Below are 13,580 nucleotides of genomic sequence, written 5' to 3' on the forward strand. Positions count from 1 at the left end.
ACCGATGGCTGTCGCTGTGACACTCCCCGTGGGGAGGCGAGATGGCAGTCAGCCGAGAGGTGGGATTCGGCGGCGATCCGGCGTTGGTGGGCCGGGCGGCCGAGCTGGAGTCGCTGGACGCCGCGCTGGCCACCGTGCTCGGCGGACGGTGCGTGGTGGTCGAGATCTGCGGCGAGGCGGGGCTGGGCAAGACGCGGCTGCTCCGTGAGCTGGCGCGGCGAGCCGCCGACGCCGGGTTGCTGGTCCGTGTCGGCCGGGCCACCCAGTACGAGCAGGGGGTGCCCTTCGGGCTCTACGCCGAGGTGGTGGAACCGGTCGGCGTCGGGCCGACGGACCCGGGGCAACCGTCGGTGCCGGCGATGGTGCGGTCGGTGCTCACCCAGGCGTCGCACCCCGGGGTCGCGTTGCTGCTCGACGACGTGCACTGGGCCGACTCGGCGTCGCTGGAGCTGACCGAGCACCTGATCGTCAAGCCGCCACTGACCCCGCTGCTGCTCGCGGTGACGTTCCGCACCGCCTCCCCACCGGCCCGGCTGGTCAACGCCATCGCGCGGCTCGGCGCGGCGGCCACCCTCATCGACCTCCCACCGCTGGACGCGGCCAGTCTCGACGTACTGCTGGCCGGGGTGCCCCGCCGCCGTCGTGAGCTGATCATGCGGGCCAGTCTCGGCAACCCCCTGTACATCCAGGCGTTGTCCCGGCTGGGCGACGACGAACTGGACGGTGTCGCGGCGCTGGCCGGTCGGCACGACCCGGTCGACGTCGACTGCCTCACCGGATCGCGCCGGTCGGTGCTGGCCGGTCTCGCCGCGGAGATCACCGCCCAGCGGCTACCGGTGCGGCAGGTGGCGTACATCGCCGCGGTGGTGGGCGACCACACCACGATCGACCTCGTCAGACACGTCGCCGACCTGCCGATGCCGGTGGTCACCGCGGCGGTCGACCAACTCGGGCGGCTCGGCCTGCTCGACGCCGACGGTGGGCGGCTGCGCTACCGGCATCCGCTGATGCGAGCCTCGGCGTACGCGTTGACCGGCGCGGCCTGGCGTTTCGAAGCGCACACCCGCACCGCCGACTATCTGCGCGGGCGGCGGGCCTCCCGGCAGTTGGTGGCCCACCACACGGAACGATCGGCCCGCCACGGCGACGAGACCGCCGTGGCCACGTTGGTCGACGCGGGGGTCGCGTTCGCGCACGAGGCGCCCGCTCAGGCGGCCCGCTGGCTCGGCACCGCGTTGCGCATCATGCCGGACACCGGCCCGGACGACGAGCGGCGTGCCGAGGTGGCGATGTGGTACGCCCGTGCCCTCGGCCGCAGCGGCGAGTTGGTCCGCAGCCGCGAGGTGCTCCAGGTGCTACGCCGCACCGGGGGCCCGGTCCGGACGCGGGCCGAGACGTTCAGTGTGGCGGTGGCCCGGCAACTCGGCGACTTCGCCGAGGCCGCCGCGACCCTCGGCGCGCGACTCGGCCGGGGCGGGCTCGACCCGGCCGACGAGGCGAAGCTGCACGTGGAGCTGGCCGCCGTGGACGCGTTCCGGGAGGAGCCGACCTCGGCGGTGCACCACGCGCAGCGCGCGCTGGAACTGCTGGACGAGCGTCGTTCGGTGCTCGTGGCGGCGGCGCGGACGTTGCGTGCACTCGCCACCCTCTACCTCGGCGACGCCGAGTCAGCGCGCGACCAGCTCGCCGAGGCCGTCGTGGCGGTGGACGCCACCAGCGACGCGGACCTGCGCCCGTACGCCGAGATCGTCTCGCCGCTGGCACTGGTGGAGATCCAGGTGGGCAACCTCGCCGACGCGGATCGGCATCTCACCCGGGCCAGACGGATCCTCGACGGCCTCGGGCCGACCAGCGCTTCGCCGTACCTGCTGGTGATGGAGTCGTTGGTGCACACCCGCCTCGGTCGGTTGGCCCGCGCGGTGCTGGCGGCGGAGGAGGCGCAGGCGGCCGCCGAGCGGGTGGGCAGTACGGAGATGGGTGCCATGGCGGCGGCGGTCCGGCTGCGCCCGGTGCTGTGGACCGCCGGCCCGGCCGCCGCGCTCGCCGCCGTCGAGCCGACCACCGGTACCGGCTGCGCCGTCGAGCCGACCGCTGGTTTGAGCGGCGACCGGTCGGGCGCGACGGTCGGGCCGCCACGGTCCCGGGCGTGGTGGCGGATAAACCGGGTGGAGCTGGCCCTGACCAGGGCGGTCGCGGGCGACTGGGGCCGCTGTGCCGACCTGCTCACCGAGCCGGCGACACCGCCGTCGAGACATCCTCCGGTGCTGGTGGCGCGGGATGTGGTCACGGCCGTGGTCGCCGCCGGGCGCGGTGAGCGAACCACCGCCGCCGAAGCCGGTAAGCGGGCGGAGCAACGGGCCACCGCCGCGAATCTGCCGTACGAGATCGGGCTGGCCCGGTTCGCGCGGGCGTTCACCGCGTACCGGATGGGAGTGCCGGACCGGGCGACGGCGTTGGCGGAGAGCGCGGCGGCCAGCTTCGCGACGGCCGGCACCCCGGTGGAGGAGGCGGCGTCGCACCACCTTGCCGGTGCCGCGCACCTGGTCGCCGGTCGGCGTGCCCCGGGCACTGCGGCGTTGGACCGCGCCGAGGCCGGCTATCGGGCCAGCGGCGCCGGATGGGCCGTGTCCGTGCTCGACGGACACCGGGCCGTCGGCCTGACCCGCTCCGAGCGGCCGGCCGTCGACGCCGTCCTCACCGCCCGGGAACGGGAGATCGCCGGTCTGGCCACCACCGGTCTGAGCAACAAGGAGATCGCCGCGCGACTCTTCCTCAGCCCGCGCACCATCGAGTCGCACCTGAACCGGATCTTCGCCAAGCTCCAGGTCCACTCCCGTACCGCGATGGCCCGTCGACTCACCGACGGTGCCCGCGACCACGGGTCGCCGGTGTAGCCGTCACACCACACCGGCACGGTGGTGGACAGCGCCGGCCAGCCGGCCATGGCGTGGCTTGGACAGCCGTACGCTGCCCGCCGGGGTGTCGTCGGTCGCGCTGCGGGTGTAGCCGGCGCGTTCGTACAGGCTGATGTTGCGGGTGCTGCGGTGGCCGGTGAACAGGGTGCAGTGCGTGGTCTCCCCGGGGGCCTGGCCTTCGGCGTACGACAGCAGCCAGGAGCCGATCCCGTTGCCCGCCTGGTCCGGCGCCACCATCAGCCGACCGATCAGCCAGGCCCGCCGGTGCGCCCTCGCCCGCACCGCTGCGACGAGACGGCCGTCGCGACGTACGCACCACCACCGCCACGTCGTCGTCGACGCCCGCAGGTCGTCGAGGGTCTCCCGGAGCGGCGCCAGGTCGAGGGTGTCGTTGGCGATGGCTTCCTGGACCCAGCAGCACCGCTGGAGGACGAGCAGTTCCGCCATGTCGTCGGCCTGGGCCTCGCGGAGCGTGAGACCGGTGACGGGCCCGTCGGCGTCCGTCGGGTCGTTCCCGCCGCGCAACGGACGCAGCGCGCGGGCCACCCGGCTCAGTTCCACCAGCAGCGTGCGGGCGGCGGCGTCGAGCGCCGTGGATCCGACCACCCGACCGTCATGGACGCTGTCCGCGATGCGCAGGGCGACGGACGCGCCGATCGGCATCATCCGCAGCGTCGTGACGACCTGCTTCGCCATCTGCACCGACCGGGTGCCGGCCGAGGTGTTGCCGTAGCTGACGAAGGCCACCGGCTTCCAGGCCCACTCGTGATAGAGGAAGTCGAAGGCGTTCTTCAGCACCGCCGGCATCCCGAAGTTGTATTCGGGCGTCACCACCACGAAGGCGTCGGCGGCAGCGACGGTGCGGCTCCACCGGCGGGTGTGCTCGTGCTGGTAGCTGCCACTGGCGGGATGCTCGGGCTCGTCGAGCAACGGCAGCGCGATGTCGGCCAGGTCGGCGACGTCGACAGTGGTCGCGTCGGACGCGGCGTCCGACCGGACGGTCCGGACGAACCAGTCGGTGATCGCGGGTCCGAGCCGGCCGGGGCGGGTGCTGGCGGTGATGACGAGGACGCGGAGGTCGTTCGATGACATGTCAACGACCGTAGGCGCAGTTTCAGTGACATGTCAACGACAGGTAGGGTGGCTGACATGGAAACCGCCTGGCTGAGCGCGGACGAGGAGCAGGCGTGGCGGGCCTTCCGGCGGCTGCTCATCGCCCTGCCCGCCCGGATCGCCCGGGACCTGGCCCGCGACTCGGGACTGTCCGCCGCGGACTACGAGGTGCTGAGCACGCTGTCGGAGAAGCCCGACCGCCGATGGGCGCTGCGGGAACTGGCCGGCAAGATGCAGTGGTCGCGCAGCCGCCTGTCCCACCACGCCGCGCGGATGCAGGCGCGGGGACTCATCGACAAGGAGCCGGATCCGCAGGACGCCCGTGGTTGTCTGCTGCACCTGACCGACGACGGCTTCGCCGTCCTCGAACAGGCGGCCCCGCACCACGTCGTCTCGGTGCGATCCCGTTTCCTGGAGCACGTGAGTGCCGAAGAACTCTCGATGCTGCGCGAACTCTCGACCCGGATCGCCGACCTGCCCGACTGAGAGGCTGCGCGCCGCGGTCAGCCGCCAGCCGCCGTCGGGGTGCCGCAGAGCTTCGTGCCGGGCGGAATGATCTCCTCGTTGCGGTGGATGACGTACGGCGGCGGCCCCAGCTTGCCGGACGAGTTGATCGGCTTGATGTTGACCAGCCGGAGGAACTTGTTGATCACCTTCACCACCGGGGCCAGGATGGTGTAGCCGATGCCGTACGAGGCACGCACGCCGATGCCCACGCCTCGGCAGACCGCCAGCGGCGAACCCAACGCCGACCCGATGGTCGTGCCGTAGGCCGTGGACACCTCGAAGAACAGCCCGGCCTTGAGCACGAACGCGCTGAAGCCGACGTCGAAACGGACCTGGTGCTCGATGAGCAGGCCCATCACCCCGACCGGGACGCCGCTCAACGAGTTGATCAGGCTTTCCTTACGCTGGAAGTTCTTGCTGACCTGCGGGCCGAACGTGCCCTTGGCGTAGCCGTAGCCGAGCGAGCCGGCGAGGGAGAACTCACCCTTGCCCTTGATCGTTCCCAGCTTCGCGCCGAACGCGGTGGTGACCTTCAGCGTCTGGCTGATGGTCAGGGCCAGCGGTACGCCGAGCACGGTGCCGATCGGCACGCTGAAATCCACCGGGATGGGGAGCACCGCGCTGACGTTCTGCCCGTCCTGGAGACCGGCCTCGAACGAGTAGCGGATGCCGAAGCCACCCTTGATCGCTAGATCCGCCCGGGTCACCTTGCCGCCCCGGACGTTCAGGTGGAAGTCCGCCTTCGGCCGGGCGAAGGTGAGCGCGGCCCGGCCGGACAGCTTCGTGCCGTCGCGGTCGTAGTGGAAGCTGACCTCCGCGCCGCCGTTGAGGCTGACACCGGTGGAGAAGTTGGCGACGACCGACCTGACCTCGCCGCCGCCGCGAACCGGTGGTGGCTGGTTCGGCCGGGGTGGCGGCGGGGCGAGTCGCGGTGGCCCGGCCCGCCCGACGCGGCCCGACGGCGTGGCGCCCAGCGCCTCGGCCTCCTCCTCGGACATCGCCCAGATCGGCTCACCCGCCTGGTAGGCGACCGGGTTCTCGATGGTGATGTCCCGCTGTTCGAGGGTGCCGTCGCGGATCACGTCGGTGACCGTGACCGGGCCGATCGTGACGAGCAGGTCGCCGCCGTCGCGCTGGAGGTCGAGCACCCGGCCGACGCCCCGGCCGGTGACGAACATGACCTTCCCGGGCGCCAGGTCGTCGGCGCGGGGCGCGTCGCCGTCGAGCCGCCAGGTCAACCCGTCGGCGGTGACCGACCGCACCGAGCGCCCGCCGCCACCGACGAGGACCACGTCCGGTTGGTACGTCAGCTCGGGGTGCGGCACCGGCGCCATGCCGTAGCGCAACGCCGACTCGCCGTACGGATCCTCGGCGACGTCCGGATCGCCCGGCGACCCGCCGACGCACCCGGTGGCGGCCAGCGCGAGGACCACGGTGAGCGCAGCCGAGACAACCTTGCGCACGGGACTCCTCGTCGGATCGCGGACGGTGTGGTCAGGTCGAGGCCGCCGACCTGGGCCGTACGCCCAGCCATCGTCGGTCCGACGCGGACCGCGACGTCAGGGCCGGTCGCAGGGGTGCGGACCGGGACGGTCCATGCGGTCGACCCTAGACAGCGTCCGCTGCGGGGGAATCAGGGTTTTCCCCACCGCTCACGGCGGGAACGGGCACGTCGACCTCACCCACGCCACCGTCGGGTGAGGCGTACACTCTCGGCATCTGGCCGCGCTCGGATCGCGTTCGCCGACGTGCTGGCCGAGGTGGTCGCCGGTTACGAGCCGCACCGCCTCTGCGGCTACCTGTACCGGCTGGCGCAGACCTTCACCACCTTCTACGAGCGGTGCCCGGTGCTGCGGGCCACCGGAACGCGGCGGGCCAACCGGCTCGCCCTGTGCCGGCTCACCGGCGACACCCTGCGTACCGGCCTGCACCTGCTCGGCATCCCCGCCCCCACCCAACTGTGACCCCCCACCCGCCCGATCGTGTTGATCAAGAAGTTTTGGTCTCGGCGAGCGCGTGTCGGAGACGAAAACTTCTTGATCAACACGGGTGGGGGTGGGGTGGGGGCGCGGTGGGGTGGGGTGGGGTGGGGGTGGGTTGACGGGGGTCGATGGGAGGGGGAGGATGCGTAACACCCCTGAAATAGTGAGCTGGGGTGTGTCGGTGGCGCGATGTTAGCGCTAACGTTCATCGCGCGGACGGACGGAGAGCCGGACATGTCCCGAGTGCTGACCAGGGCCAGTGCCCTGCTCGCCGCCCTGTGCCTGCTGCTCCTGTCGGCGGTGCAGACCCCGCGTGCCGAGGCCGCCGCGCTCGACCCGTTCACCGGTTACCTGATGGCGCACTTCACCGGGGAGTCGGCCATCGGCGAGCAGGTCTACTTCGCACACAGCCGCGACGGGCTCACCTGGCGTGACCTGAACAACGGCTCACCCGTGCTGCTGTCCACGATCGGCACCCGGGGCGTACGCGATCCCTCCCTGCTCCGCTCGCCCTCCGGCGACCGGTACTGGATCGTCGCCACCGACCTGCGGATCGCCAGCGGCACGTCGTGGAACGACGCGGCGAACCGGGGCAGCACCTCGCTGGTGGTGTGGGAGTCCCGAGACCTGGTGAACTGGTCCGCTCCCTGGCTGCTCAACGTCGCGGCGGCCATCCCCGGCGCCGGCAACGCCTGGGCGCCGGAGGCGATCTACAACGAGGCGACCGGCGACTACGTCGTCTACTGGGCGACCAACTCGGCGCGCAACGGCGTGACCAAGCACCGCATCTGGTACGTCCGGACCAGCGACTTCCGCAGCTTCACCGCGCCGCAGCTCTACATCGAGCGCACCGGCGGGGGCCAGGGCATCATCGACACCCAGATCGTCGAGGTGCCGGGCGCGGTGGGCGGATACCGCTACTACCGGGCGTCTGCCGACGGGCACATCACCATCGAGGCCAGCAACTCGATCCTCGGGTCGTGGACCACGCTGGGCAACCTCTCGCACCTGGGCATCTCCAACGGCACCGGCGGCGGCAACGTGGTCGAGGGGCCGATGTGGATGCAGTTCAACGGCCGCAACGAGTGGGCGCTCTGGCTCGACCAGTACGCCACCGGCCGCGGCTACCTGCCGGTCACCTCCACGAACCTGGGCAGCGTCACCAACTTCCGGACCCGGACGGACTACCAGCTGGGTGCCAGCCGCAAACGGCACGGGTCGATCCTGAGCCTCACCGCCGCCGAGGAGAACGTGGTGCTGGGGCGGTGGGGCGCCACCACGCCGGCCAACCGCATCCAGGCGTACACGCACCAGGACCGGTACGTGCGGCACGCCAACTACGACGTCCGGATCGACGCCAACGTCAGCCCGGCCCAGGACGCCCAGTTCCGGGTGGTGCCCGGGTTGGCCGACGCCAGCGCGGTGTCGTTCGAGTCGGTCAACTACCCCGGCCACTACCTGCGGCACTACGGCTTCGACTTCGTGTTGGCGGCCAACGACGGCAGCTCGATCTTCGCCGCCGACGCCACCTTCCGGCAGGTAGCCGGTCTCGGCAACTCGTCGTGGTCGTCGTTCCGGTCGTACAACTACCCCGACCGGTACATCCGGCACTACGACTACCTGCTGCGGCTCGATCCGATCAACGACGCCCAGGCGCGCAACGACGCCACGTTCCGGATCACCTCGTGACCTGAGGGCGTCGCCGGGCCGGTCGGCGCGGCGACGAGCGTTCGGTCGGTGGGCTCGTACCATTGCGCAGTGATCGCTGACCGTACGGGGAGGGTCGATGGGTAGTGGCATCTACGTGCAGGACCTGCCGGGCATCGGCAAGCGGTACGACGTCGATCTGGGCAGCAACACCCAGCGGATCTCCGTGGTGGTGCGCCGTGACGGCAACCGTGACCTGTACGTCTTCGCCGCCGGGCACGATGATCCGGTGGCCGTGATCGAGATGTCGGAGGAGCAGGCGCGCAAGGTGGGCGCCCTGCTGGCAGGCACGTACTTCACCGAGTAGCCTTCGCGTCCCGCGCGTCTACGGTTCAGACCGCCTCAGGAGTCCTCACCGTGCATGCTGACCTCGTCGGCTTCGGGGCCCTCGTGCTGATCGCGGGCCTGCTGGCCCGCGCGGGTCGCCGGATCAACCTGCCCACCGTGCCGTTCTTCATGCTCGCGGGCATCCTGCTGGGGCCGGGCACACCCGGCCCGGTGCTGGTCGCCCATCCCGAGGACCTGAGCCTGCTCGCCTCGCTCGGCCTGGTGCTGCTGCTGTTCCACCTGGGCGTCGAGTTCCCGGTCGACCAGGTGCTCGGCAGCGGCAGGCGGCTGTTCATCGCCGCCGGAGCGTACATCGGCCTGAACATCGGCGCTGGTCTGCTCTTCGGCCTCGCGTTGGGCTGGGGCGGCTACGAGGCGTTGGTGATCGCCGGGGCGCTCGGCATCTCCTCCTCGGCGATCGTGACGAAGCTGCTCATCGAGTTGCGTCGACTGGCCAACGCGGAGACGCCGGTCATCCTCGGCATCATCGTGATCGAGGACCTGTTCCTCGCGCTGTACCTGGCGTTGCTCTCGCCGGTGCTGGCCGGCGCCGGCTCCGCCGGGGAGCTGGCCCTGCACATCGGTCTGAGCTTCGCCTACCTGGTGGTGCTCTTCGCCGTCGCCCGCTTCGGTGCCCGTCTGGTCGGCAAGGTGATCGACAGCAACGAGGACGAGCTGTTGGCGATCCTGATGGTCGGGCTGGTCGTGCTCGTCGCCGGGGTGTCGGCCGAGATCGGCGTCTCCGACGCGATCGGCGCGCTGATGATCGGTCTGGTGGTGGCCCGTACCCCGATCCGGGAACGGGTCGAACGCCTGGTGCTGCCGCTGCGCGACGTCTTCGCGGCGGTCTTCTTCCTGGTCTTCGGGCTGAGCATCGACGTCGGCGGCTTCGGCTCGGTGGCGGTGCCGGTGCTGCTGGCGGTGCTGATGACCCTCGTGACCAACGTGCTGGCCGGCCTCGTCGCCGGCCGGTTGTTCGGGCTCAACCAACGCGGCGCGGCCAACGTCGGCCTGACCGTGCTGGGTAGGGGCGAGTTCTCGCTGATCCTGGCCACGCTCGCCCTCGCCGCCGGTCTCGACGGGCGGCTCGGCCCGTTCGTCGCGCTGTACGTGCTGATCCTGGCCGTGGCGAGCCCACTGCTCGCGGCGAACTCGCGTTACCTGGCCCGGGTCATTCCGGACCGGCTGCTGCACGGCGGCTGGCGGTACGTGCGCGAGGAGACGATGAGCACCGCCTGCACCCACCTCGACCGGGTCTACATCACCGAGTCCGACGCCGAGGCGTGCCCGCGGTGCGTGGAGAGCGGCGACGACTGGGTGCAACTGCGGATGTGTCTGACCTGTGGGGCGGTCGGCTGTTGCAGCGACTCGGTCAACAACCACGCGGAGGAGCACTATCGACAGACCGGCCACCCGCTGATCCGGTCGCTGGAGGAGGGTGAGGACTGGCGTTACTGCTACATCGACGGCAGCCTCGTCCGCGAACCCATGGGCGCTCCCCGGGAGTGAGCAGGCGCGCCGACCGCCGGGTCCCGCCTCAGCCTAGGTGGTACACCAGCGCGCCGTCGACCTCCTCCCGGGTGATGCCGAGGCCGTCGAAGGGTCGGGTGGCGACGCCGTCCCAGGGCGTACCGGCGAGCAGGTGCGGCAGGACCACCACCGACCGGATGCCCGCCTGCCGCAGGAACGCCACGCTGCCCTGGTCGGGGAAGGTCGCGCTGGCCGCGCGGATCTGCTCCTGACTGGTCGGTACGAAGGTGATGTGACCGTTGACGACGCGGGGGAACCCGTCGGTGGACCAGAGCATGATGTGGGCCTCGGTCACCCCGTCGCTGGGCAGGATCAGCATGGGCTCGGCGGCGGAGCGCATCGCCGCCGGGGCGGTCGGCACGTCGGGGTGGGGGGTGCGGTTGACCCCTTCGACCAGCACCAGCAGCAGCGGGATCACCAGCAGGACCCGGCCGACGATCCTCGGCCACCGGAGGCTGGGAAGCTGCCGACCGAACTCGGTGATCGCTCCGGCCGCCAGGATGGCGAGCAGCAGGCTGATCCACACCATGAGCCGCCCCGGGGTGCGCAGCGCCTCCCAGCCGGGGAGCACCCGCGACAGCGTCAGGTATCCCGGGTCGCCCTCGCCGACGAGGTTGCTGCCCAGGCCGAGCGCACCGGTGACCAGCACGCCGAGCCCGAGCACCACCCGGTGGCGGACCCGGAACGCCGAGTAGCTCAGCCCGGCCGCGGCCAGCACGATCAGCGTGACGCCGGGCAGCAGCGCCATCTCCGGTGGCCACGACAACTGGGCGCGGGCGGCCTCGAAGTAGTCGCCCCACAGCCACGAGTCGGCGGGCGCGACGAAGTAGCCGCGCAGCGGCGGGGAGAACATCTGCGTCCAGGCCAGGTCTCGGCGCGCCTGCGGATTCAACTCGACCACCCGCAGGAAGGCGGTCCCCAACCAGACGCACACCACACTGAAGACGACGCCGCCGACCAGGTTGGCCAACACCACCCGGCGGCCCAGGAGCCACCGGCCGGTGCGCCACCGGGTCCACCCCACCGCCACGAGGACCACCAGCACGGTACCGGCCAGGAAGTACACCAGCGGCAGGCCGACGGCGAAACCGAGGGTCAGCTGCCACGCCGCGACCAGCCACCCGGCCACGATCCATCCCGGACGGTGCAGCGCGGGCCGGTGACCCTCGCGCAGGGACCAGCCGTGACCGCGAGCCAGCATCGCCAGGCACAGCGCGATGCCGCCGATGGAGAGGATGTTCAGGTGGCCGCTGTGGGCGAGCCGCCACGGAGCGAAGGCCCAGGCGACGCCCGCCACGGCCGCCGCCGTCCTGATCCCACCCAGCTGGCGCACCAGCGCGTACGCCCCGACGAAGGCGAGCGCGTGGGCCAGGACGTAGAGCAGGTTGTAGCGGAACACCGCCGCTTCCATGCCGTTGCCGAACAATCCGGCCGGCGCGTAGCCGATCAGGTTGTCGGTGTAGGCGAACGTGTACAGCTCCGGAAAGAAGGTGTTGGAGTGCCAGAGGCCGAGCGGGTTGGTGGCCAGGGCGTGCCCGCCCCAGGCGACCTGCCACGCCTGCAACGTGGGATCGCCGATGTCACCCGGAATGGTGGTCCACGGATGCCGCAACGTCGGCCAGGTGAGCACGACGGCCAGCAGCAGACCCGCGAAGCTCGCCACCGTCCACTCGTGACGCAGCAGCCGAGCCGCCTTGGTGAACCACGTTTTCCCGTCGCGCGGCGGAGCTTCCGTTTCCTCTGGTTCCGGACCGGTTTGCGGGTCGGCGGACGGCGTTCCGACAAGACCTCGACGTATCGCCTGCACGTATCCTCCTGCCGATCTCCGTCGCCGACCTCCTAGCCTCGCATCGACAACTGGATAAAAGCCATCGTCGATGGCTACCGAAACTTTCGGGAGCATCGTCAGCTGCGGTTGAGCCGCCGGTACAGCGGGGCGAGCCGGCGGTGCGCCTGCCGGTAGACGCCGAAGATCTCGTCGTAGCGGGCGCGGTGCGCCGGGTCCGGTGCGAAGACCCGGTCGGTACGCATCAGCCCCGGGATGTCGGCGAAGCTGAGCTGCCCGGTGCCGACCGCGCCGATCCAACCCGCGCCCCGGGCGTTGACCGCCAGCGGTCGGGCATCCCGACGGATCTCGACACCGAGCACGTCGGCGAAGATCTGACACCACGAGTCCGACAGCGCCCCGCCGCCGGTGACGGCCATCGAGGTCACCGGCGCGCCGAGGAACCGGTTCACCGCGCCGAGCAGCCAGCGGGTGTTGAACGCGACCCCTTCGAAGACCGCCCGCAACAGGTCCGAGCGGTTGGTGTCGAGGGAGATGTTGAGGAACCCGGCGCGCAGGGTCGCGTCGTCCACCGGCGCGCGTTCACCGTAGAGCCAGGGGGTGTAGAGCACACCGTTCGCGCCCGGCGGCACCGTAGGGATGATCGCGTCGAAGGCGTCGAAGATCGTTCCCTCGTCGCGGCTGAGTCGACCGGCGCCGAGCAACGGATCGTCGTACTCCACGATCTTGTCCCGGAGCCAGGTGAGGTTGGCCCCGGCGGTGGCCTGGAGGGCGGTCATCAGGTAGCGGTCGCCGATGGCGCAGGGCACGGCGGCGATGCCGGCGGTGACGTCGGTCTTCTTCCGGGGCACGTGGGCGGCTATCCAGGAGGAGGTCCCGACGTACAGGTGCGGCTCGTTGTCCCCGGTGGTGCCGGCCCCGATCGCCGCCGCGGTGTTGTCGATCGACCCGGCGACCACCCGCACCGTCGCGGGCAGGCCCAGGTGGGTGGCGGCGGACGGCGTCAGGGTGCCGATCACCTCGGTGCAGGCGACGATGGGCGGCAGCCGGTCCGCGTCGATGCCGCAGTCGGCGACCAGCGCGGGGGAGTAGCGGATGTCGCCGGGCCGCCGGTTGTCGGTCACCCACGAGGTCAGGATCGAGTCGACGGTGGCCACCGTACGTCCGGTGAGCCTCAGGTTGATCCAGTCGAGCACGTTGAGGAACGTCGCGGTCCGCGCGTACACCTGCGGCCGGGTGTCGCGGACGAACAGCATGTGAGCGGCGGGGTCCTTGCCGGTGGGGGAGGGCATTCCGCCGGTCAGCCGCAGCCACCGGGCGATCCGGCGCACCGACATCCCCTGGTACGCGGGAAAGCCGCCGAACTGCCGTCGCAGGTGCGGCGCGCCGCGCATGTCGAGCCAGCTGATGCACGGGGTCAGCGGCGCGCCGTCGCGGTCCACCGCGATCGTCCCCTCACCCTGGGTGGAGGCGCAGACCGTGGTCACCGCCCGCATCTGGTCGGGGTGGTCCCGACCCAGGTCGGCGGCGACCTCCCCGAGCGCCGCCCACCAGTCGAGCGGGTCCTGTTCGGCGCCGCCGCCGGGCAGCACCCGCAGTGGGACCGGCCGCTCGGCCCAGCCGGTGACCGTGCCGTCGGCGGCGACCAGCGCGGCCTTCAGCGCCGAGGTGCCCAGGTCGATCGCGAAGACCTGCGGCGGGCTGGCGGCCACC

Annotated in this window: 10 protein-coding genes; 6 read left to right on the forward strand and 4 right to left on the reverse strand. The window is 71.5% G+C overall.

Annotated features, from left to right (window positions below; genetic code table 11):
• Nucleotides 1-41: 41 nt before the first annotated feature.
• On the forward strand, nucleotides 42-2,894 hold the full coding sequence (locus ACLQ2S_RS18275; protein ID WP_425702166.1) for a helix-turn-helix transcriptional regulator: 2,853 nt from the start codon (nucleotides 42-44) through the stop codon (nucleotides 2,892-2,894).
• Nucleotides 2,895-2,897: 3 nt separating this feature from the next.
• Here the strand turns inward: ACLQ2S_RS18275 and ACLQ2S_RS18280 are convergent, their stop codons facing one another.
• Nucleotides 2,898-4,007 carry a GNAT family N-acetyltransferase gene (locus tag ACLQ2S_RS18280; RefSeq protein WP_425702167.1) on the reverse strand — a complete coding sequence of 370 codons (1,110 nt, stop codon included), beginning with the start codon at nucleotides 4,005-4,007 and terminating at the stop codon, nucleotides 2,898-2,900.
• Between the two features lie 57 nt (nucleotides 4,008-4,064).
• Between ACLQ2S_RS18280 and ACLQ2S_RS18285 the strand changes: the two genes are divergently transcribed.
• Nucleotides 4,065-4,514, forward strand: a complete 450-nt coding sequence (locus tag ACLQ2S_RS18285) for a MarR family winged helix-turn-helix transcriptional regulator (protein WP_425702168.1) — start codon at nucleotides 4,065-4,067, stop codon at nucleotides 4,512-4,514.
• 17 nt (nucleotides 4,515-4,531) lie between these two features.
• Here the strand turns inward: ACLQ2S_RS18285 and ACLQ2S_RS18290 are convergent, their stop codons facing one another.
• The gene (locus ACLQ2S_RS18290; protein WP_309223528.1) at nucleotides 4,532-5,998 is read right to left on the reverse strand and encodes a hypothetical protein; all 1,467 of its coding nucleotides are present in this window, start codon (nucleotides 5,996-5,998) and stop codon (nucleotides 4,532-4,534) included.
• A 234-nt stretch (nucleotides 5,999-6,232) separates the two neighbouring features.
• Here ACLQ2S_RS18290 and ACLQ2S_RS18295 point away from each other — a divergent pair, with 234 nt between their 5' ends.
• The 4 genes from ACLQ2S_RS18295 to ACLQ2S_RS18310 all read left to right on the forward strand — a co-directional run bounded on the left by ACLQ2S_RS18295 (nucleotide 6,233) and on the right by ACLQ2S_RS18310 (nucleotide 10,060).
• Entirely contained in the window at nucleotides 6,233-6,499 is a 267-nt protein-coding gene (locus ACLQ2S_RS18295) for a DALR anticodon-binding domain-containing protein (protein WP_309223527.1), read from the forward strand.
• Nucleotides 6,500-6,751: 252 nt separating this feature from the next.
• A complete protein-coding gene (locus tag ACLQ2S_RS18300; RefSeq protein ID WP_425702169.1) occupies nucleotides 6,752-8,206 on the forward strand; it encodes a glycoside hydrolase family 43 protein in 1,455 nt (484 codons plus the stop codon).
• A gap of 97 nt (nucleotides 8,207-8,303) precedes the next feature.
• Nucleotides 8,304-8,531, forward strand: a complete 228-nt coding sequence (locus tag ACLQ2S_RS18305) for a potassium transporter TrkA (RefSeq protein ID WP_155219874.1) — start codon at nucleotides 8,304-8,306, stop codon at nucleotides 8,529-8,531.
• A 50-nt stretch (nucleotides 8,532-8,581) separates the two neighbouring features.
• Nucleotides 8,582-10,060 carry a cation:proton antiporter gene (locus tag ACLQ2S_RS18310; protein WP_425702170.1) on the forward strand — a complete coding sequence of 493 codons (1,479 nt, stop codon included), beginning with the start codon at nucleotides 8,582-8,584 and terminating at the stop codon, nucleotides 10,058-10,060.
• A 28-nt stretch (nucleotides 10,061-10,088) separates the two neighbouring features.
• Here ACLQ2S_RS18310 and ACLQ2S_RS18315 read toward each other — a convergent pair whose 3' ends face one another.
• Nucleotides 10,089-11,744 (reverse strand): hypothetical protein, encoded by a 1,656-nt coding sequence (locus ACLQ2S_RS18315; protein ID WP_425702171.1) that lies wholly within the window; start codon nucleotides 11,742-11,744, stop codon nucleotides 10,089-10,091.
• Between the two features lie 242 nt (nucleotides 11,745-11,986).
• A complete protein-coding gene (locus ACLQ2S_RS18320; protein ID WP_309223525.1) occupies nucleotides 11,987-13,579 on the reverse strand; it encodes a xylulokinase in 1,593 nt (530 codons plus the stop codon).
• Nucleotide 13,580: the final 1 nt, after the last annotated feature.

The sequence above is a fragment of the Micromonospora sp. DT48 genome, from assembly GCF_049844495.1.
In the GTDB taxonomy this organism is placed as follows: Bacteria; Actinomycetota; Actinomycetes; order Mycobacteriales; family Micromonosporaceae; genus Micromonospora.

Coding starts and splice junctions, on each gene's coding strand:
- ACLQ2S_RS18275 (WP_425702166.1), top strand. CDS start 42: ATGGCAGTCAGCCGAGAGGTGGGATTCGGCGGCGATCCGGCGTTGGTG.
- ACLQ2S_RS18280 (WP_425702167.1), bottom strand. CDS start 4,007: ATGTCATCGAACGACCTCCGCGTCCTCGTCATCACCGCCAGCACCCGC.
- ACLQ2S_RS18285 (WP_425702168.1), top strand. CDS start 4,065: ATGGAAACCGCCTGGCTGAGCGCGGACGAGGAGCAGGCGTGGCGGGCC.
- ACLQ2S_RS18300 (WP_425702169.1), top strand. CDS start 6,752: ATGTCCCGAGTGCTGACCAGGGCCAGTGCCCTGCTCGCCGCCCTGTGC.
- ACLQ2S_RS18305 (WP_155219874.1), top strand. CDS start 8,304: ATGGGTAGTGGCATCTACGTGCAGGACCTGCCGGGCATCGGCAAGCGG.